The sequence below is a fragment of the Nonomuraea sp. NPDC059007 genome (genome assembly GCF_042740555.1).
GTDB lineage: Bacteria > Actinomycetota > Actinomycetes > Streptosporangiales > Streptosporangiaceae > Nonomuraea.
The window spans coordinates 26978-47187 of sequence record NZ_JBHYJD010000044.1 but is presented as its reverse complement, the minus strand read 5'-3'; the positions used below and the strand labels follow the sequence as shown (position 1 = coordinate 47187).

17 protein-coding genes are annotated in these 20210 nt (G+C 71.8%); 7 read left to right on the top strand and 10 right to left on the bottom strand.

All coding sequences use genetic code 11. The features are described from left to right. Positions 1–56: 56 nt before the first annotated feature. The gene (gene ligD, locus ACFWY5_RS45050) at positions 57–1067 is read right to left on the bottom strand and encodes a non-homologous end-joining DNA ligase (protein ID WP_379638528.1); all 1011 of its coding nucleotides are present in this window, start codon (positions 1065–1067) and stop codon (positions 57–59) included. Between the two features lie 571 nt (positions 1068–1638). Here ligD and msrB point away from each other — a divergent pair. Further along, positions 1639–2040 carry a peptide-methionine (R)-S-oxide reductase MsrB gene (gene msrB, locus ACFWY5_RS45045; protein WP_379613824.1) on the top strand — a complete coding sequence of 134 codons (402 nt, stop codon included), beginning with the start codon at positions 1639–1641 and terminating at the stop codon, positions 2038–2040. Between the two features lie 184 nt (positions 2041–2224). Here msrB and ACFWY5_RS45040 read toward each other — a convergent pair whose 3' ends face one another. The 3 genes from ACFWY5_RS45040 to hemG form a co-directional block, all read right to left on the bottom strand. Next, on the bottom strand, positions 2225–2854 hold the full coding sequence (locus tag ACFWY5_RS45040) for a hypothetical protein (protein WP_379638527.1): 630 nt from the start codon (positions 2852–2854) through the stop codon (positions 2225–2227). A gap of 104 nt (positions 2855–2958) precedes the next feature. Further along, positions 2959–3660 (bottom strand): hydrogen peroxide-dependent heme synthase, encoded by a 702-nt coding sequence (gene hemQ / locus ACFWY5_RS45035; protein ID WP_379613830.1) that lies wholly within the window; start codon positions 3658–3660, stop codon positions 2959–2961. Beyond that, positions 3653–5050 carry a protoporphyrinogen oxidase gene (hemG, locus tag ACFWY5_RS45030; protein WP_379613832.1) on the bottom strand — a complete coding sequence of 466 codons (1398 nt, stop codon included), beginning with the start codon at positions 5048–5050 and terminating at the stop codon, positions 3653–3655. Before hemG ends, hemQ begins: the two co-directional genes overlap by 8 nt. A gap of 99 nt (positions 5051–5149) precedes the next feature. Here hemG and ACFWY5_RS45025 point away from each other — a divergent pair, with 99 nt between their 5' ends. Beyond that, the gene (locus ACFWY5_RS45025; RefSeq protein WP_379638526.1) at positions 5150–6064 is read left to right on the top strand and encodes a DUF4349 domain-containing protein; all 915 of its coding nucleotides are present in this window, start codon (positions 5150–5152) and stop codon (positions 6062–6064) included. 1 nt (position 6065) lies between these two features. Here ACFWY5_RS45025 and ACFWY5_RS45020 read toward each other — a convergent pair whose 3' ends face one another. Further along, positions 6066–7856, bottom strand: coding sequence for a BTAD domain-containing putative transcriptional regulator (locus tag ACFWY5_RS45020; protein WP_379613838.1), 1791 nt, complete (start codon positions 7854–7856; stop codon positions 6066–6068). 71 nt (positions 7857–7927) lie between these two features. Then, a complete protein-coding gene (hemE, locus tag ACFWY5_RS45015) occupies positions 7928–8941 on the bottom strand; it encodes a uroporphyrinogen decarboxylase (RefSeq protein ID WP_379638553.1) in 1014 nt (337 codons plus the stop codon). A gap of 481 nt (positions 8942–9422) precedes the next feature. Here hemE and ACFWY5_RS45010 point away from each other — a divergent pair, with 481 nt between their 5' ends. Together ACFWY5_RS45010 and ACFWY5_RS45005 are read left to right on the top strand one after the other, a co-directional pair. Further along, the gene (locus ACFWY5_RS45010; protein WP_184971719.1) at positions 9423–10016 is read left to right on the top strand and encodes a DUF3000 domain-containing protein; all 594 of its coding nucleotides are present in this window, start codon (positions 9423–9425) and stop codon (positions 10014–10016) included. Continuing rightward, a complete protein-coding gene (locus ACFWY5_RS45005) occupies positions 10013–11239 on the top strand; it encodes an HRDC domain-containing protein (protein ID WP_379638525.1) in 1227 nt (408 codons plus the stop codon). The genes ACFWY5_RS45010 and ACFWY5_RS45005 overlap by 4 nt, the downstream gene beginning before the upstream one ends. 191 nt (positions 11240–11430) lie before the next feature. Here ACFWY5_RS45005 and ACFWY5_RS45000 read toward each other — a convergent pair whose 3' ends face one another. Beyond that, positions 11431–12246: an alpha/beta hydrolase gene (locus tag ACFWY5_RS45000; RefSeq protein ID WP_379638524.1), complete on the bottom strand. Its 816-nt coding sequence runs from the start codon at positions 12244–12246 to the stop codon at positions 11431–11433. A 61-nt stretch (positions 12247–12307) separates the two neighbouring features. After that, complete coding sequence (locus ACFWY5_RS44995) at positions 12308–12664, bottom strand: PadR family transcriptional regulator (protein WP_379613845.1); 357 nt, start codon at positions 12662–12664, stop codon at positions 12308–12310. Positions 12665–12755: 91 nt separating this feature from the next. On the opposite strand from ACFWY5_RS44995, the gene ACFWY5_RS44990 reads away from it, so the two are divergent. From ACFWY5_RS44990 to ACFWY5_RS44980, 3 genes are read left to right on the top strand one after another with little or no spacing between them, the layout of a single operon-like run. After that, complete coding sequence (locus ACFWY5_RS44990; protein WP_379613847.1) at positions 12756–13889, top strand: Gfo/Idh/MocA family protein; 1134 nt, start codon at positions 12756–12758, stop codon at positions 13887–13889. After that, positions 13886–15052, top strand: a complete 1167-nt coding sequence (locus ACFWY5_RS44985) for a dihydrodipicolinate synthase family protein (protein ID WP_379638523.1) — start codon at positions 13886–13888, stop codon at positions 15050–15052. Before ACFWY5_RS44990 ends, ACFWY5_RS44985 begins: the two co-directional genes overlap by 4 nt. Next, positions 15049–15882 carry a sugar phosphate isomerase/epimerase family protein gene (locus ACFWY5_RS44980; protein WP_379613851.1) on the top strand — a complete coding sequence of 278 codons (834 nt, stop codon included), beginning with the start codon at positions 15049–15051 and terminating at the stop codon, positions 15880–15882. The genes ACFWY5_RS44985 and ACFWY5_RS44980 overlap by 4 nt, the downstream gene beginning before the upstream one ends. Positions 15883–15986: 104 nt before the next feature. On the opposite strand, the gene ACFWY5_RS44975 is transcribed toward ACFWY5_RS44980, so the two are convergent. Further along, positions 15987–18731 carry a PEP/pyruvate-binding domain-containing protein gene (locus tag ACFWY5_RS44975; protein ID WP_379638522.1) on the bottom strand — a complete coding sequence of 915 codons (2745 nt, stop codon included), beginning with the start codon at positions 18729–18731 and terminating at the stop codon, positions 15987–15989. A gap of 550 nt (positions 18732–19281) precedes the next feature. Beyond that, on the bottom strand, positions 19282–20175 hold the full coding sequence (locus ACFWY5_RS44970; RefSeq protein ID WP_379638521.1) for an alkaline phosphatase family protein: 894 nt from the start codon (positions 20173–20175) through the stop codon (positions 19282–19284). Positions 20176–20210: the final 35 nt, after the last annotated feature.

Below are 20210 nucleotides of genomic sequence, written 5' to 3'. Positions count from 1 at the left end.
CGTTAGGTGCGCCGGGATGGGCCCGCTTCTCGAATCCTGCTCGATGTACCGCGCCTCTAGTCCTTGTCCTTGTTGGCTCTGGCCTTGCTGGGCTGGACGCGCATCGGCTCGCCGGGCATTTTCGGGTAGTTGGGCGGGTAGGGCATGTCGCCGCGGTCGTCCTTGGTGTACCACTCCAGGAGCTGGTCCAGGGGGTAGGCCTCGTCGTCGATGGCGGCGTGGACGTCGCCCTTGTCGGCGAAGCGGGCGGGCATCGTACGCAGGTCGAAGTCGGCGGGTTCCGCGTCGGCCAGTTCGTCCCAGGTGACGGGGGCGGAGACGAGCGCCTCCGGGCGGGCGCGGACGGAGTAGGCGCTGACGACGGTACGGTCGCGGGCGTTCTGGTTGAAGTCGATGAACACCCGATCGCCCCGCTCCTCCTTCCACCAGGCGGTGGTGACCAGGTCGGGCGCGCGGTCGGCCACGGCTCTGGCCAGGGCGATCCCGGCGTGCCGCACCTCGACGAAGTCCCAGTTCGGCTGGATACGAACGGCGACGTGCACGCCGCGGTTGCCGGACGTCTTCGCGAACCCGGTCATGCCCAGTTCGTCGAGCACCTCCCGGGTGAGGAACGCGGCCTTCCGCACGGCGTCGAAGGGCAGACCGGGCTGCGGGTCGAGGTCGATGCGGAGCTCGTCGGGATGTTCGACGTCCTGGGCCCGCACCTGCCAGGGGTGGAAGTCGATGGTGCCGAGGTTGGCGCAGTAGGCGATGGCGGCGACCTCGGTCACCCGCAGCGAGTCGGCCTTACGCCCGCTCGGAAACGTGACCGTGGCCGTCCGCAGCCAGTCGGGATGCTTGGGCGGCATGCGCTTCTGGTAGATGGCCTCGGTCTGGATGCCGTCGGGATGGCGCTTGAGGTTGGTGGGGCGATCCTTCATGGCCCGCAGGGCGCCTGCGCCCACGCTGATGTAGTACTCCACCAGCTCCCGCTTGGTGATCCCAATGTCAGGGAAGTACACCTTGTCGGGGTTGGTGACCTTGACGATCCGCTCTCCGACTTCAAGCTCTATGTACGGCGATGCCATGCCCACGACCATACTCGCCACCCCCGTCAAGAAACCGACACCAGGCTCCAGGCACCGGCGGCGGGTTCCCGGTCGGGTGGTCAAGGAAGGGCCGTGGCGGCGCGGTAGGTGTCCGACGTGAGAAGCGATCCCCACGATCGGCGCCCGCGCACGGCGGCGGGTGGCGGGTGGGTGGCGACAGCCGTAACGGAAACTCGCAGTGACAACAGATCGCGGCGGCAAGGCGCCGCGACGACAGCTCACCGCGAGAAAGGCGACAAAAGAGAAGCATCAGGAAAAGAGATAGGGGCGCCGTCCGGAGCCCGGCCGGTGGCGGGACCGGGGGCTCGACGGACGGACAGAAGATCACTCGACACCGTTCCGGGCGCTGGCGCGTCGCCCGGCCGGCCTTACGGTCGTCGGCGACGCCAGCACGGGCGTGGGCTGTGCCGCTCGGACGACCAGACGGGTGATCTCACCCCAGTACAGGAGGCGATGACGCCCCCCATACTGATAAAGACGCAGATTCGCCCCAGAAAGGATGCTTCCCCCTGCGGAGATCTCTTTTTGCCGGATCTCGTACGCTGGACTCATGGACAAGGTGGTCAAGAGCGAGGCCGAGTGGCGAGTGAAGCTCTCGCCCGAGGAGTTCCACGTGCTGCGCGAGGCCGGCACCGAGCGGCCCTTCACCGGCGAGTACGTCGACACCAAGACCGAGGGCGTCTACTCCTGCCGCGCGTGCGGGGCGGAGCTGTTCCGGTCGCAGGCCAAGTTCGAATCGCACTGCGGGTGGCCGAGCTTCTTCGAGCCGTCGGAGTCGGACGCCGTCACCCTGATCGAGGACCACAGCCACAGCATGGTCCGCACCGAGGTGCGCTGCGCGCGCTGCGACTCCCACCTCGGGCACGTCTTCCACGGCGAGGGCTACGCCACGCCCACCGACGACCGATACTGCATCAACTCCGTCTCGCTCAAACTCGAACCCACCGAGTGATCAGCTGGCGACAGCGCGTACCGACCGCCCGGCGCGGGTAGGGAAATCTATGTGAGCCTTGTCCATTTTCGTCATCGCTGGGTGACGATTGAGGCGATCGGCCGCGTCATCACGCAGCGGTGCGAGGTTTGCCTCAAAACCCGCGTCCGTATCCGCTGAGCCCCCAGGGCAGCACCCCACGGGTTCAGTCGGTGTCGGGATGGGTGACACGGCAGGTCGTGTCGGCGGGGCCGAGGATGTTGGCGAGGATCGGGTTGCCGTTCTCCCCGAACTCCGCCTGGACGAAGACCACGGGGTCGGTGACGCCCTGCTCGCGGAGGTAGTCGAGGCCGCGTTCGCACAGGGTGAGGGCCTTCTTCGAGTTGTCCGCCTCTTCCGGCAGGTCGGTGTAGATGCGCAGATATCCGCCGACGGTGCGGATGTCCTTGAGGTGTTTGACGGCCGGGTCGCCGGATCCCCAGCGGGTCCGGAAGTGCTCGGCGGCCTTCTTGTCGGTGTGCTGTCCCTCGGCCTTGATCGCGGAGGGCTCCGCCACACTCGCCTGGCTCGCCGCGCCGGTCGCGACCGGCGCGTCCGTCACGATCGGCATGTCCGTCACGACCGGCGTTTCTGTCACGACCGGCTTTCCGGCACCGGCCGCGGCGGGCGTGGCCCACGGCAGCGCCCCTCCTCCGCCCACGTCCGGGCGCTCCAGGGCGAACCACCCAGCCAGGCTCCCGAGCACCAGCACCACCCCACCGGCGCCCGCCCGCCACCGCCGCCGCGGCTTCGCCCGGCGCCGTCCGTGTCTTCCGGGAGTTCTGGAACGTGCCACCCGTACACCCCCGCTCCCAAGGGATTTCCTTCCCGATTGTGACAAGAACCAGGAGATCAGGTATGGGAGACGGAGGTTTTGCCCGGCCAGTCAGAAAACACCGCCTACGGCAGCGCGTTGACCAGTTCCCCGACCGGCTTGCGGACGCCGGTGTAGAAGGGGATCTCGATCCGGGTGTGCTCGCGGGCCTTCGCGCCCCGCAGGTGCCGCATCAGGTCGACGATCCGGTGCAGCTCGTCGGCCTCGAAGGCCAGCATCCACTCGTAGTCGTTCAGCGCGAAGCAGGCCACCGTGTTGGCCCGCACGTCCGGGTAGTCGCGGGCCATCAGCCCGTGCTCGGCCAGCATCGTCCGCCGCTCGGCGTCGTCCAGGAGGTACCACTCCAGCGAGCGCACGAACGGATAGACGCACACGTAGCCCCGGGGCTCCTCCTCGGCCAGGAAAGCCGGGATGTGCGACTTGTTGAACTCCGCCGGCCGGTGCAGCGCCATCGCCGACCACACCGGCTCGCTGCCCCGGCCGAGGCCGGTGCGGCGGAAGCGCGAGTACACGTCCTGCAGGTCCTCCGGCGAGGCCGCGTGCCACCAGAACATGTAGTCGGCGTCCGCCCTGAACCCGGCCACGTCGTAGAGGCCGCGGGTGACGACGCCCTTGCGCGCCTCCTGCTCCAGCAGTTCGGTGACCTCGTCGGCCAGCCCCTCGCGGTTGCCGGGGCACGGCTCGGTGACCTTGAACACCGACCACATGGTGTAGCGGATCACCTGGTTAAGATCGCGGGCCTTCGGCCTCTGCGCACCCTCAGTCATGTGTCAATTCTCCCAGTATCCGGGCGGCCGCCGTGCGAGCCGTGGCGACGCACGCGGGGATCCCGAGCCCGTCGTAGGCCGCGCCGCAGACGGCGAGCCCCGGCTGCACGGCCACCGCCGCGCGAACCCTGGCCACCCGATCCAGGTGGCCCACGTTGTACTGCGGCAGCGCGCCGCCCCACCGGGTGACGCGGGTGTCCACGGGCAGCCCGCGTACCCCCATCACCTCCGCCATCTCCGCCGTGGCCAGGGAGACCAGTTCGGAGTCGGCGCGCTGCAGAAGGTGCTCCTCGCCGATCCGGCCCACCGAGCAGCGCACGATGAGCAGGTCGTCGGACAGGTGCGGCCACTTGACGGAGCTGAACGTGGCCGCCTTGACCGGCCGCCCCTCGACCGGGGGCACCAGATAGCCGCTGCCGGTCGGCAGCTCGGGAAAGGCGTCGGGGGTGTAGGCGAGGGTGACGATGGCCATGCTGGCGTACTCGATCCTGGCCAGCTCGGCGGCGGCCTTCGGGACCTCCTCGCGCAGCAGCCGCGCGGCGGGCGCGGCGGGGACGGCGAGGATCACCGCGTCCGCCTCGATCACCTCGGGCCGCGGCACCGGCCCGGTCACCAGCCGCCATCCCGACTCGGTACGGCGCAGCTCCCTGACCGTCACCCCGGTCCTGATGTCGGCGCCGCAGGCCTTGGCCACCGCCTCGGGCAGGCTGCCCAGCCCGCCGCGCAGCGAGTTGAAGACCGGTCCCGCCGCCTTGGGCGTGTCTCCGACGATCTCGCGGGTCGCGCCGAGCAGGGAGCGCTCCGTGCGGGCGGCGATCGCGATGCCCGGCATCGTGGCTTCCAGGGAGAGCCGGTCGGAGCGCCCGGCGTAGACGCCGCCGAGCAGCGGCTCCACCAGCCGGTCGAGGACCTCGGCGCCCATGCGGGCCCGGATGTAGGCGGCGACGGAGACGTCCGTACGCACGAGCGTGGCCGGGAGCACCTGGTCGAGCGGGACCCGCAGGAGCCCGGCCGGCGAGATGATGCCCGACCTGGCCAGCTCGGTGAGGTCGGCGGGCACGCCCATGACCTGGCCCTTGGGCATCGTCCGCAGCGCGCCGCGCGAGTAGATGGCGGCCGAGGTGGTGCCGGGGCTGACCAGGTCGTCGCCGAGCCCCACGGCCTTGGCCAGGTCCTTGCCCTCGGGCCGCCTGGCCAGCATCGCCTCGGCGCCCTCGTCCACCCGGACCCCCGCCACCTCGGAGGCGTGCAGCTTACCCCCGATGCGCGGGCTGCCTTCGAGCACGGTCACCTTGACGCGTTCGCCGCCGTTGTGCCGCAGGTGCCACGCCGCGGCCAGCCCTGAGATCCCGCCTCCGACGATGACGACGTGCGCCCGGTTCCCTTCCACGCCTCCTGACGCTACCGCCTGCCGGGGCCGGTCGGACGCGTGACCCTATCGAGACGCCCCCGTGAGAACCGGCGCCGGGCGCGACCCGTCCTTATGGTCATGAAGACAATGGCGTTGGCGGCGGCACTGGCCGTCGTGTTGCTGTCCGGCTGCGGCGGCAGCGGCGGTGTCGCCCATAGCGGCGAGGCCCCCCGGCCCGAGAGCGCGGCGGCCGGACCGGCCCGCGCGGATGATGCCGACTACTCGGCGAAGGACGAAGCGGCCGGCAAGACGATCACCTCGGACGTGAAGGTGACCGCCGAGGAACGTCAGATCATCTACGTCGCCACCCTGACCGTGCGGGCCAAGGACGTCACGGCCGCCGCCGACCGGGCCAAGACGCTCGTCACCGGCGCCGGCGGACACCTGTCGAAGGAGGAGTCCAGCGCCGCCGAACAGCAGGAGGCCAGCGCGGTCCTCGAGTTCAAGGTCCCGCCCGCCCGCTACCAGGAGGTCCTGACCGTCCTCGGCCGCGACCTCGGCAAGCGGCTGTCCATGACCCAGGGCACCCAGGACGTGACCATGGAGGTCGCCGACGTCAACAGCCGGCTGAAGTCGGCCGAGGGCGCGCTCGCCTCGCTCCGCTCGCTGCTGGGCAAGGCCAAGACCATCGGCCAGGTGCTCCAGGTCGAGCGTGAGATCCAGAACCGCGAGGCCGAGCTGGAGTCCCTCCAGGCCCGGCAGAAGGAGCTGGCCGCGCAGGTCGGCATGGCCACGGTGACGCTGCGGCTCGTGGGCCCGGCCGCCGAGGTGCTGCCGCCCGACGACGACCCGCCCGGTTTCCTGGGCGGCCTCGCCGCGGGGTGGCGGGCGCTCGTGGACTTCCTCAAGGTCGTGGTGACCGTCGTGGGCGTGGTACTGCCCTGGTTGCTGATCGTCGCGCCCGTGGCGCTGCTCATGATCTTCCTGGTACGGCGCCGCCGTACCGGCGGACCGGCCACCCCGGCGGCGCCGGAGGAGACGCCCGCCGCCTAGCTCACACCACGCAGAGCTTGGAGGAGATGGTCCGGCGGCGGCCCATCGGGGAGGCCATGGCGCGGGCCACGGCCTGTTCGCGCAGGCGGGCGGGCACCTCGGCGGCGGCCCGCTCGGCCGCGAACAGCCGGACCAGGTGGTACATCCGGTAGCGCTCCCAGCCCTGCTCGTCGGCGCGCTCGTGGCGCAGGAGCTGCTCGTCGGCGAGGCGGTCCAGCAGCCCGCCGGCCTCCTCGATGCCCGCGCCGAGCATGACCGTGGCCAGCCACGGGGTGCACTCGACGGCCGCGGGCAGCAGGCCGAGCAGGCAGAAGAGCAGGCGTTCGCGCTCGCCGACGGCGTCGTAGCCGGACGCGATGGCGGCGCGGACGTCCAGGTCGCCGGCGCGCAGCTCGTCGAGGCGGCTGTGCTCGGCGCGCATCCGTCCGGCCAGGAGCCCGGCGGTCCAGCCGGGGCGGGTGGCGAGCCGGGCGGCGGCGATGCGCAGCGCCAGCGGCAGCCCGTCGCACAGCTCGGCGAGCCGCGCGAGGCCCTCGTCCCCGCGCGCCGGAGGCGAGGGGACGAGGCGGCGCAGGAGGTCGACCGCCTGGTCGCGGGGCAGCACGTCGAGTCGCGTGGACGAGGCGCCCTCCCCCACCAGGCCCTCGAACCGGCCGCGCCCGGTGACCAGCACCCGGCAGCCGGGCGCGCCGGGCAGCAGCGGGCGTACCTGGGCGGCGCAGGCGGCGTCGTCCAGGACCAGCAGCACGCGGCGGCGGCGCAGCAGCGTGCGGTAGAGGGCGGCGCGCTCGTCGAGGCCGTCGGGGACGCGGGTGACGCCGAGCGCGCGCAGGAACCTGGCCAGTACCTCGGCGGGCGGCAGCGGGCCGGTCCTGGCGCGCAGGTCGGCGGCGAGCTGGCCGTCGGGGAAGCGGGCCGCGCGCGAGTGCGCCCAGCGCAGGGCCAGGCCGGTCTTGCCGATGCCGGCCGGGCCGGTGATGACGGCTGTCGCGCCCGTCTCGAGCGAGCGGTCGAGGGCGGCGAGTTCCAGGCGGCGGCCGGTGAAGGCGGCGACGTCCTGCGGAAGCTGGGCGGGGTGCGGTGGCGGCTGGTCGCCGTCCAGGGCCTGGGCATGGGCGGCGCGCAGGTGGCGGCCGGGTTCGACGCCCAGCTCGGCCACCAGGCGCGAGCGGCCCTCGCGGTAGGAGCTCAGGGCCTCGGCCCGGCGGCCGGAGCGGTGCAGGGCGAGCAGGTGGGCGGCGCGCAGGCGTTCGCGCAGGGGCTGGGCGGCCACCAGCGGCGCCAGCTCGGCGGCGGCCTCCGCGGGACGGTCGAGGGCGAGCAGCTTCTCCGCCCGCTCCTCCGCCGCCGCCAGGCGCAGCTCCTCCAGGCGGGCCGCCTCGCAGCTCACCGCGTGCAGGCCGGCGTAGGCCTCGCCGCGCCACAGGGCGAGCGCCTCGCCGTACGTGGCGGCCGCCGTCTCGGGGGAACCTTCCGCGCGGGCCCGCGTGAGCAGGCGCTCGAAGCGGACGGCGTCGAGCTCGGCCGGGTCGAGGAGCAGTGTGTAGGCCTCGCCGCGCCGGGCGACGCGGTCGTCGCCGATCGCCTGCCGTACGTGGTGGACGTGCCAGCGGACCGTGGCCGGGGACGGCGGCGCCTGCCCCCACACCGCCTCCGCGAGCCTGCCGTCGGTGGTGGCCCGGTTGGCCCTGCTCAGCAGCACGGCCAGGATGTTGCGCTGCTTGGCCGAGGTCAGCGCGACCGCGCCGCCGTCACGGACGATCGTCAATTCCCCCAGAACGCCGAACTCCACGCCGGTTCCCCCCGGTTGCCTCGCACCCGACGTCCCCGACCATACTAAGTCGCCCGAAGTATGTCAGGGGGTCATAGCCGGGAGGTATCGGGCTCAAAGGAATGGACCAGATCTGTCAACCTCTTGAGCTGGTCCGGATCGGTGCTGGGCAGGACACCGTGGCCGAGGTTGAAGACGTGGCCCTCCGCCGCGCGGCCCCTGCGCAGGATGTCGAGCGCGCGCTCCTCGACGACCTCCCACGGGGCCAGCAGGATGGCCGGATCGAGGTTGCCCTGCAGCGCCTTGCCTGGGCCGACGCGGCGGGCGGCCTCGTCCAGCGGTACCCGCCAGTCGACGCCCACGACGTCGGGACCCACCTCGCCGAGCACACCGAGCAGTTCGCCGGTGCCGACGCCGAAGTGGATGCGCGGGACCTCCGGCACCCCGGCGAAGATGCGGCTGGTGTGGGGCGCGATGAACTCGCGGTAGTCGGCGGGCGCGATGGCGCCCACCCAGGAGTCGAACAGCTGGACGGCCGAGGCCCCGGCCCTGACCTGGATGCGCAGGTGTTCCAGGACGATGCCGGTCAGGCGGTCCATGAGCGCGTGCCAGAGGTCCGGCTCGCCGTACATCATGGCTTTGGTGCGGTCGTGGTTCTTGGAGGGGCCGCCCTCGATCAGGTACGACGCCAGCGTGAACGGCGCGCCCGCGAAGCCGATGAGCGGCGTGGACCCGAGTTCGCCCACCAGCGAGCCGATCGCCTCGGTGACGTAGGGGACGTCGCCGGGCTCCAGGGGGCGCAGGGCCCGCAGGCCCTTGGCGTCGCGGATCGGGTCGGCGATGACGGGGCCGACGCCCGGCTTGATGTCGAGGTCGACGCCGATGGCCTTGAGCGGCACGACGATGTCGCTGAAGAAGATGGCGGCGTCGACGCCGTAGCGGCGGATCGGCTGCAGGGTGATCTCGACGATCAGGTCGGGGTCGGCGCACGCGGCCAGCATCGCCGTGCCCTCGCGCACCTTCAGGTATTCGGGCAGCGAACGGCCGGCTTGCCGCATGTACCACACGGGGGTGTGCGGAACGGGCTGGCGGCGGCAGGCGCGCAGGAAGGCGGAGTCGTCGAGATTCACGCTCCAAGCCTGCCACGGCACTCGCGTGGTCCGTGCACCGGAGCAAGGCGGGAAATTCTGGATCAAGAGTTCGCCAAGCCGCCGCGCGGCATCGATTCGGCAACCACTTTCGGGACACGCCGAGCGCGTTGCGGGGAATTGTCAGCGAGCCGTGTCACCGTCAGACCCACGATCACAAGAAAGGCCCCGTGCGATGACCGCGTTGTGGAGCTCCCTCCGCAGTGAACATTGCCCCGACTGCGCCGGCGAGCGGCTGTTCGAGCAGCCGCTCTGCGTTGACGGGCACGAGCCTGACACGTGCCCCGACTGGGCGTGCACGGACTGCGGGCTGGCCGTGTTCCTCGGGGCGCCACAAGTGCCCGCGCGGACCCGGACGCTGGTGACGGCCGCGGCTTGAGCACATCGTATGAGCACCCCCGTGGTCCCCTTCCGTCCGTCAGCGACCTACGCTTCGACTATGACCGTCGGTGACCGGCCGCCGCCTCCCCCGGCGTTCCTGCGCGCCGCGGAGAGCCTGCGGCCGATCGACGTGCGGCCCGAGATCGAACTCGAGGACCTGCCCGCCCCCCAGCGGCTGGCGCCCTACTCGGCCGCCATCGGCGCGTCCGTCTACCGCGACGACGACGAGCTGGCGGTGGGGCGGCTGATCCTGCTGTTCGACCCCGACGGCCAGCGCGGCTGGGACGGCCCCTTCCGCCTCGTCGCCTACGTGCGGGCCGACATGGAGCCGGAGATCACCTCCGATCCGCTGCTCGGCCCGGTCGCGTGGAGCTGGCTGACCGAGGCGTTGGAGTCCCACCACGCCGCTTACTCCGCCGCTGGCGGTACTGTGACAAGGGCCGTGTCCGAGGGGTTCGGCAACAAAGCGGAAGACCCGGTCACCACCGAGCTGGAACTGAGGGCGTCCTGGTCCCCGACGGAGGAGGACCTCTCGGGTCACGTCGCCGCCTGGTGCGACCTCATGTGCCTGGCGGCGGGGATCCCACCCCTCCCGCCCGACGTGGCCACGCTGCCGCGCCATCGTGAAGATCCGGAGTCCTTTCGGCAGTGACAGAAGAACAGACCGTCGTCCCGCTGCTAGAGCCGCGCGAGGGTATCCCGCAGGTGGTCGCCGACGCCGCGGGGCTGGCCCGCACGATCGAGGCGTTCGCCGCCGGCAGCGGGCCCGTCGCGGTCGACGCCGAGCGGGCCTCCGGCTACCGCTACGGCAACCGCGCCTATCTCGTCCAGCTGCGCCGCATCGGCGCGGGAAGCGCGCTCATCGACCCCATGGGCTGCCCCGACCTGAGCGCGCTCGACGCGGCCGTGTCCGATGCCGAGGTCGTCCTGCACGCCGCCTCGCAGGACCTTCCGTGTCTCGCCGAGATCGGCTTCCGGCCGCGCCGGATGTTCGACACCGAGCTGGCCGGGCGACTGCTCGGGTACGAGCGGGTGGGCCTGGGCACCATGGTCGAGACCGTCCTCGGCCTGCGACTGGAGAAAGGCCATTCGGCGGCCGACTGGTCGACCAGGCCGCTGCCCGAGGACTGGCTGCGTTACGCGGCGCTCGACGTCGAGGTGCTGGTGGAGCTGCGTGACGCGCTCCACGCGCAGCTGGAGGAGAGCGGCAAGCTGGGCTGGGCCCAGGAGGAGTTCGCGGCCGTGCTGGCCACGCCGCCACCGTCGCCGCGGTCCGACCCCTGGCGGCGTACCTCCGGCATCCACAAGGTCCGCAACGTCCGGGCGCTGGCCATCGTGCGCGAGCTGTGGACGATGCGCGACACGATCGCCAGGGAGAAGGATCTGGCCCCCGGCCGCGTCCTGCCCGACGCCGCGATCGTGACCGCCGCGCTGGAGGTGCCGCGCACCAAGAAGGCGCTCACCGAGATCTCCGCGTTCACCGGCCGCAGCGCGCGGCGCTATATGTCCGACTGGCTGTCGGCGGTCAGCCGCGCGCGGGCGCTGCCCGACGGCCAGTTGCCCGCGCCGAGCTCGCCCGGTGACGGCCCGCCGCCGGCCAACCGCTGGGCCGACCGTGACCCGGCCGCCGCCAAGCGCCTGGCCGCGGCGCGCGCGGTCGTGGCGGCGCTGGCCGACGAGCACCGGATGCCCACCGAGAACCTCCTGCAGCCCGACGCGGTCCGGCGCCTGACGTGGGAGCCGCCCGCGGTGCTCGACGACGCGACGGTGGCCGAGCGGCTGCGTTCGCTGGGGGCCCGCGAGTGGCAGATCGGCCTCACGACGCATCCGCTCACCAAGGCCCTGGACCGGCTGGAGACCAAGGGCGAGGTCTGACGCCGCCTCTGCGGAGGCGGCGCCGCGCTTCTATCCCTCGGTCCAGTGCATGTCCGGACGTTCCGTCGTGCCGTCCCCGTCGATCATGGCGATCGGTGCCTCCTGAGATTCCTCCGGCCAGTCGTCGGGCAACGCTAGGCAGCTCGCGTTGGATTGTTGTTGGCTCCGGGTTGGTTCGCGGCGAGGGGCCGTCACGCTCGGCCGGTCAGCGCGATTCTGGTGATCCGGTCGAGGGTGGGGCCGGGGCGGAGGTAGTCGGTGTGGCGGCCGTCGCCGCCGTCGATGATCCGGGCGCCGAAGGCCGCGAGGTTGGGGTCGGCGCCGAATCCGATGGGGCCGAGCCGTACTCCCGGGCGGAAGACGTCGTCGCGGCTGGACATTGCCGTCCACACGCGGGCCGGCGTGCGAAGGTCGGCGGCGCCGGCGACGCCCATGCCGGGGCTGCCCAGGGCGATGATGTCGGTGACGGGCAGGGCGGGCGCGGCCTCGCCGCAGACGACCGTGCCGTAGCTGTGGCAGACCAGGGAGATCTGCTTGGGCAGCAGGGCGGTCACCAGGGTCCGCAGGGCCTTGGCGCCCTTAGCGGCGGGCAGCGTGGTGATGACGCCCGGGTCGGTCATCTCGGGTGCGTCGTAGCCGAGCCAGCCGATGACCGCGACCTTCGTGCCGGGGGCCAGGGTCTGGGCGCGGGCGTGCAGGGCGCGGGCGGCGCCGCCCGGCGCGGCGGTGCTGTCGTTGAACTGGGCCAGGCCGTATCCGGTGCCCGGCACGAAGATGATCACCGAGTCGGCGGCGGCCAGGTCGCCCACCACCTCGACGGCTCGCCCGTCGCCGGTCCGGTCGAGGGCCAGGAACTGCCGTCCCGAGCCGTCCCGCGCGTTGGCGGCGTAGCGTTCTGCCAGGGCGGGCGCGGTGATCGCGGGCAGGTCGAGCGGCTGCGTGCCCGGCTGGGAGGCGGCACCCGCGACGGTGAGGGCGAGCACGGCACCCAACAGGAATCGACGCATGGTTCACGACCGTATGCGACGGCGCGGCTAGCTCGCGTCAACCTCAGGTACCACCCGTCCCCTACCTCCTGGGTACGTGCTTGCCCGGAGCCCCTCTCAGGGTCGCCAGGGCGGCGTCGAGCCGCTCCCAGTCACGGCCGAGGACCTCGGCGAGCGCCGCTCCGGCCTCGCTCGTCCGGTAGAACCGGCGCGGCCTCGACTCCTCCGTACTCCACTCGCTGACCAGGAGCCCCTGCCTCTCCAGCCGCCGCAGCAGCGGGTAGAGCGTGTTGGCCTCGACCGCGAAGCCGCTGCTCGCGAGCTCGTCGAGCAGGGCGTAACCGTAGTTGGGCCGCTCCAGCGCGAGCAGGCAGGCCAGGACGGCGGTGCCCCGCCGGAGCTCCTGGAGGTGGGTGGCGAGCGGCGCTTCGTCGGGCATGGCCGCACGTTATTGTGTGGCACACAGTATTGCAACGGCACCCGCGCCCGCCGTACGGTCCTGGAAAGCGCTTTCCGAAGAAGGGGTCTCGATGCGCAGAATCGGCGTGGTGATGAACGGCGTCACCGGCAGGATGGGCTACCGGCAGCATCTGGTCCGGTCCGTCCTGGCCATCAACGAGCAGGGCGGGCTGGCCCTCTCCGACGGCACCCGGGTCAGGCTCGATCCCATCCTCGTCGGCCGCAGCGAGGCCAAGCTGGCCGAGATCGCCGCCAGGCACGGGCTCACCGACTACACCACCGACCTCGACGCCGCGCTGGAGCGCGCCGAGATCTACTTCGACGCCCAGGTCACCCAGGCCAGGGTCAAGTCGGTGCTCAAGGCCATCGAGGCCGGAAAGCACATCTACGCGGAGAAGCCCACCGCGGAGTCCGTCGAGGAGGCCGTCGCGCTCGCCGAGGCCGCCGCCGCCCGCGGCGTCAAGAACGGCGTCGTCCAGGACAAGCTCTTCCTCCCGGGCCTGCTCAAGCTCAAGCGGCTGATCGACGGCGGCTTCTTCGGGCGGATCCTGTCGGTACGCGGGGAGTTCGGCTACTGGGTGTTCGAGGGCGACTGGCAGGAGGCGCAACGCCCTTCCTGGAACTACCGGGCCGAGGACGGCGGCGGCATCATCCTCGACATGTTCCCGCACTGGCACTACGTGCTGGAGAACCTGTTCGGCCGCGTCCAGTCCGTCTACGCCAAGGCCGTCACCCACATCCCGGCCCGGGTCGACGAGCAGGGGGTGACCTATGACGCGACGGCCGACGACGCCGCGTACGGGATCTTCGAGCTGGAGGGCGGCGTCGTCGCGCAGATCAACTCCTCCTGGGCCGTGCGGGTGAACCGGGACGAACTGGTCGAGTTCCAGGTGGACGGCACGCACGGCAGCGCCGTCGCCGGGCTGCGCAACTGCCGGATCCAGCACCGCGCCGGAACGCCCAAGCCCGTCTGGAACCCGGACCTCCCGGTCACCGCCCGCTTCCGCGACGACTGGCAGGAGGTGCCGGACAACGCGGAGTTCGACAACGGGTTCAAGATCCAGTGGGAGCTGTTCCTGCGCCACGTGCTGGAGGACGCCCCGTTCCCCTACGACTTCGCCGCGGGCGCCCGCGGCGTGCAACTGGCCGAGCTGGGGCTGCGCTCGTCGGCCGAGGGCCGCAGGATCGAGGTGGCGGGCCTGTGAGAATCCGGCTGCCCGGCGGCGCGTACACACTGCGCGACCCCGTCACCTGGCTCGAGCGCGGCGCCGGACCCACCGGCGCGCGGGTGGTCTACGCGGCCGCGCACGTGGTGGCCGACCCGCTCGGGGACAACACGCCCGGCGCGCCCGCCGCCGTCGACTGGTCCGCCACCCTGCGCTTCCGCCGCCACCTCTGGTCGTACGGCCTGCGCGTCGCCGACGCCATGGACACCGCCCAGCGCAACATGGGCCTGGACTGGGCGGCGACGCGCGAACTGATCACCCGCAGCGCCGCCGAGGCACGCGACTACGGCGACCCGGCCGAGCTGGTCGCCTGCGGCGCCGGGACCGACCACGCGCCAGAGGCGGACACCGTCCAGGCGATCACCGACGCCTACGCCGAGCAGATCGACACCGTCCAGGCCACCGGCGCCGGCGTGATCATCATGGCCTCGCGCCAGCTCGCCAGGACCGCCACCGGCCCGGACGACTACCACCGCGTCTACGGCAAGCTGTTCGGCCTCGCCGACCGGCCGGTGATCCTGCACTGGCTGGGCGAGATGTTCGACCCCCAGCTGGCCGGCTACTGGGGCTCGCGCGACGTCGAGGCGGCCACCGGGTCGTTCCTGGAACTGATCCACGCCAACGCCGCGATGGTCGACGGCGTGAAGGTCTCCCTCCTCGACGAAGATCACGAGGTACGCCTGCGCGCCGCCCTCCCCCGGGGCGTCCGGCTCTACACCGGCGACGACTTCAACTACCCGTCGCTCATCAAGTCGGGCAGCCATGCCCTCCTCGGCATCTTCGACGCGATCGCCCCAGCGGCGGCGGCCGCCCTGCGGGCGCTGACCGCCGCGGAGTCGGCTCCCGACGAGCAGTTCCGCACCCGAAATCTCGCTCTTTACGATGAGATCTTCGGGCCGACGGTGGCGTTGTCCCGCAAGATCTTCGAGACGCCGACGTTCCACTACAAGACCGGCATCGTCTTCCTCGCCTGGCTCAACGGCCATCAGGAGGCGTTCAGCATGGTCAACGGGGCGCAGTCAGCCCGGTCGATCACCCACCTGGCCGAGGTGTTCCGGCTGGCCGACCAGGCCGGGCTGCTGTCGGACCAGGAGCTCGCGGTCCACCGGATGACGGCGCTGCTGGCGGTGAACGGCCTGTGAACCCGTTGTCGCTCAACCAGCGCACCACCAAGAGCTGGACCGTCGCCCAGGCCGTGGACGGCTGTGTGCGGCACGGGCTCGAGGCCGTCGGGTTGTGGCGGGAGGAGGTGGCCGAGCAGGGCCTGGCCGCAAGCGCCAAGCTGGTGCGCGCGGCGGGGCTGCGGGTGTCGTCCCTGTGCCGGGGCGGCTTCATGACCGCTGCCGCCTCCCTGGACGACAACCGGCGGGCCGTCGACGAGGCCGCCGAGCTGGGGGCCGCCTGTCTTGTCCTGGTCGTGGGCGGGCTGCCGGGAGTGACCCCCGGGCGTCCTCTAGGGGACGGGGCGGGGGTTTCGCGGGATCTGGCCGGGGCGCGGGAGCGGGTGGCCGAGGCGCTGGCCGAGCTGGCGCCCTATGCCGGGGAGCGGAACGTACGGCTGGCGTTGGAGCCCCTGCATCCGATCTACTGCCCGGATCGGGCTGTCGTGTCCACGCTCGGGCAGGCGTTGGATCTGGCCATGCCGTACCCCGTCGAGCAGGTCGGGGTGGTGGTGGACACCTTCCACGTGTGGTGGGATCCGCAGGTGTTCGAGCAGATCGCGCGGGCGGGTGCGCGGATCGCGTCCTACCAGGTGTGCGACTATCTGCATCCGCTGCCTGCCGACGTGCTGCTGGGGCGGGGGATGATGGGCGACGGGGTGATCGACTTTCCGCCGATCACCCGTGCCGTGCTCGCCGCCGGGTACACCGGTGACATCGAGGTGGAGATCTTCAACGCCGACATCTGGGCCGCCGATCCGGACGAGGTGGTGGCTTCGATGAAGCGGCGTTATGCCGAGGTGGTCGGGTAGGCGGGGGTTTGGGCTGGCGCTTGGTCCCTTGCTTGGCCCTGGTTTTGGTCGTGGTCCTGGGTGATCGTGTCCGCGCGTTCTTGAGTGATCGTGCCCGCGGCTTCCTAGGTGGTGATCGTGTCCGCGTGCTCTTGAGCGATCGTGCCCGCCTCGTCTTGGGTGATCGTGTCCGCGGCTTCTTGGGTGATGGTTCCGGCGGCGCCGTCCACGGTGACGGTCTCGCCGGTCGTGACGCGCTCGGTGGCGCGGGTGACGCCGACCACCGCGGGGATGCCGTACTCCCTGGCCACGACCGCGCCGTGTGACATGGCGCCGCCCATCTCCATCACCAGGCCGCCCGCCGTCAGGAACAACGGTGTCCAGCCCGGGTCCGTGGACGGGCAGACCAGGATCTCGCCCGGCTCCAGGTGCGCGCCGACCGGGTCCATGACCACGCGGGCCGGGCCGGTCGCGATGCCCGCCGAGGCCGGGGTGCCGGTGATGGCGCCCTCGGCGGCGGCGATCGACAGTGCTTCCGGTTCGGTGCCGTCCGACAGCAGCAGGCGGGGGACGTGCCTGCGCCGCGCCTCCTGCTCGTGGGCCGCCCTGCGCTCGGCCACCAGTCCGCGAAGGTCGTCCTTGCTCTTCGCGGGCTGGAGGGCGGTTCTGGCCTCCTGGAAGGTGAGGAAATAGATGTCGTCGGGGGTGCCGAGGACGCCCTGCGTCACCAGGTGCTCGCCGACGACGCGCATGCTCCGCCGTACCCCTGCCAGGATCAGCACCGCGTAGTACTTGGGCAGCTCGCGCAGCCCGCCGAGACGGCGGGTGCGGTCCAGGGCGCGGCGGACGATCGCGGCGCGCCAGCGGCCCTTGCGCGCGGCGGCGGCCGCGACGCGCTCGACGGCGGCCTGCGCTTCCGCGGCGCCGCGCTCGAACAGGGCGTCGGGCGCGAGGCGGTCGTCCATGCGAAGGTAGTTGGCCAGGACGCCGATGATGTGGGACGGATCGTCCGACCAGCGTTTGACACCGAGGTCGATCTCGGCGACGCCGCGATGGCCGTAGGAGGCGAGGAAGCCGGAGATGGCCTCCTGGGTCACACGGGGCAGTTGTCCCGCCTGGTAGAGGCGGGTGACCTCCTCGACCGACCGGTCACCGAACGGTTCGATGCGCGTGGCCAGCCGCCACAGCTCCATGTCCATCTCGGTGGTCGGATTGTGAGGCATACTCCGCAGGACGTCCTGCATGTCGGAGATCGACACGCCCGAGAGCTTCGACGCCAGCCCGAACATCCCGTACCCCACGAGGACGATCGGCATGATCGAGAAGATCATCGGGAAGGTCGCGCCGAGCAGGCGTTCGGCGTGGTCGATCCGTGCCTGCGGGGAAACGTTCTCCGGGAGTTCCAGGCGCCGCGTGAGCTCGTCGCCGACGCGCCGCGAGTAGGTCAGCGCGCGTTCCGGCCGGGTGAGCGCCCACCGCATCCGCCGCGGCGCGCCCGCCGCCCGCGCGATCCGCCGCGCCGCACGCAGGAACGGCCGCCGCGACGGGTAGATCATCGACAGCCTCGGGTCGTCCATGAGCGCCTTGAACAGCACCGCCGTACGCGCCTCCGCGACAGAGAGCATTCTCGGCAGTACGGCGCGGCCGACGCGGCTGCGTGCCGCCTTGGTCAGGTCGATCCAGAGCCGCTGCCCCGCCTCGACCACCGGGCCGGCGCCCTGATGGGGGTCGGCCGGCGGGTACCCCGCGATCCTGGCCGCGCCCGCGCTCATCAGCTTGATGCCCGCGCTTCCCATCGGCGTGAACGGCCCCATCACCCCCTGCGCCACGTTGATCGAGAAGAACAGGCGCAGCCCGTCCTGTCCGGTCTCAGGCGGGGCCTCGGGCAGGGTCTTGGACGAGGCCTTGGGCGGGGTCTTGGGCGGGGTCTTGGGCGGGGTCTTGGGCGGGGTCTTGGGCAGGGGGTAGAGCGTGGTGATCGGCCGCGCCTGCGTCAGCCAGAGCCGCCCGCCGGCGTCGATCGCCCACTCGGTGTCCTGCGGCGCGCCGTAGTGTCCCTCGACCCGGGCCCCGAGCTCGGCCAGCGCCCGCACCTGCGCGTCCGTGAGGCAGAAGCCGTCGACGTCGGTCTCGACGCGTTCGGTGCCGCCGCCGGGCAACGACCTGATGGCGATCTTCTTGTCACCGGCGTGGCGTTCGCGGATCTCGGCCGTGGCCACGTCGACCACGAACCGGTCGGGATTCACCGCCCCCGACACCACCGCCTCACCCAGGCCGGGACTGGCGTCGATCACCGCTTCCCGCCTGCGGCCGGTGACCGGGTTCGCGGTGAACATCACACCCGCCACCTGCGCGTCCACCATCGTCTGGACCACCACGGCGATGCGGACCGCCGCGTGGTCGATCCCGTTCGCCTCGCGGTAGGCGACCGCCCGGTCCGTCCAGAGAGAGGCCCAGCACTTCCGCACCGCCCGCAGCACGTCCTCCGGCCCCACCACGTTGAGGAACGTGTCCTGCTGGCCGGCGAAGCTCGCGAACGGCAGATCCTCTGCCGTGGCCGACGACCGCACCGCCACCGGGGCCGACTCCCCCAGACCCGCGTAGGCCTTCCTGACTTCCTCGGCCACCTCGTCGGGGATGGTGGTTTCCAGGAGACGTTGCCGCGCCTTCGTCGCCAGGTCGCCGCCTTGGGCGATGATCTCCTGGAGTCCCGCGGTTTCCGCTGCCTGGTGGTAGGCGTCCGTGGTCAGTACCCAGCCCGGGGGTACCGGTAGGCCCGCCCTGGTCAGCTCGCCCAGGTTGGCGGCCTTACCGCCTACTTCGGCGAGCATGCCGGCGTGGATCTCGGAAAACTCCAGTGCGGTTTTCATGCGCCGTCCTCCTGAGAGACACCCTTCGTTCACAGTGTGGCGCGTGGGCGGCCAGAATTCAACAAGTGATGAAAAACTTTGACAGAAGGCGGCCGCTCCTCACGTCAGGCGGCCTTTCAACGTGCCCTCACGTGCCAGGCGCTTCCCCCTGGGCTCACCCTTCTTGCGCAGCACGAGTTCGCGGCAGGACGTCTCCCCGCAGCAGGCACCCACTCATGCGACACGACCAGCACGCCGCACCCCACAGCACGCGATCTTGACGCCACGCGCCTTCCCCGCAGCGCGCACCCGCCCTCGTGGCACGTGCCTTCTCGCGGCATGGGACCTTCACGACACGCGCCTCCGCGTGGCGCGCTCCCACCCAGGGGCCTCTGCGGCACGCGGCCCTGCGGGCACGAGGCCTGGGGTGGCGCGTCCACACGCGGAGGCGGGGCCCTGGAGCCGGGAGGCAGGCGCTCTGGGTTCCCGGGCGGGTTGGCGGGTCCCGGGTGGGCTGGCGGCTCCTGGGTGGGCTGGCGGGTTCTGGGTGGGTTGGCGGGTTCTGGGTGGGTTAGAGGGGGAGGGGGTGGCCGTCCAGGTTCCAGGCGGGGGTGGGGGTGATGCCCAGCTGAGCCAGGGCGGTGGGGGCGATGTCCACCAGGCGGGCCTCGGGGAGGGTGCGGCCGCCGAGGTTCTCGCCCAGGCGGGCGGCGATCACGAATGTGATGCGTTCCTCGGGAGAGACCCCTCCGTGGCCGCCTTCGTCCAGGTGGCCGTGGTCGGTGGTGACCAGGATGGTCCAGCGTTCCGCTGGGTAGGAGGGGCGGTTCTTGATCGAGGTGAGGACGCGGCCCAGGTAGTTGTCCTGGGTGTGGAGGGCGTCGGCGTACTCCGGGCAGTGGGGGCCCAGGCGGTGGGCCACCTCGTCGGTGTCGCCGAAGTAGACGAAGGCCAGGTCGGGCGCCTGCTCGGCGAAGTGGCGCTCGGCGGCGTCGGCTATCTGCGTGTCGCCCTCGGTGAAGGTGATCGCGAAGCCGTCCAGGGCCACGCGGGTGTCGATCTCCTCCCCGAACGCCCCGTGCTCGGCCAGCGCGGCCCACGAGAACAGGGCTGAGGTGGTCAGGGAGGGGTCGGCCCGCTTGGCCCGCGTCAGGAAGTCCGGATATTTCGTGAATTCAGGAGCGGTGAAGCTGTTATCCACCACCCCATGCTTGTCCGGCCACACCCCGGTGGCGATCGACGACCACCCCGGACCCGAGTCGGTCCTGGACGCGATCGCCCGCTCCCCCAGCCGCACGACCTCCCCCTTGGCCCCCGTGGAGACAGCCTCGGCCTCCCCATACGGCAACAGGCTCGTCCCGTGCACGCCGGTGTCGAGCAGTTCCCCCAGCACCTTGGGACGCAGCGCCAGCAACCGGTCGAACCGCAGGCCGTCCATACCGACGACAAGCACCTTGTCCTTCACGCGACTCCCATCTCCCACCACAACGGCACACCGCC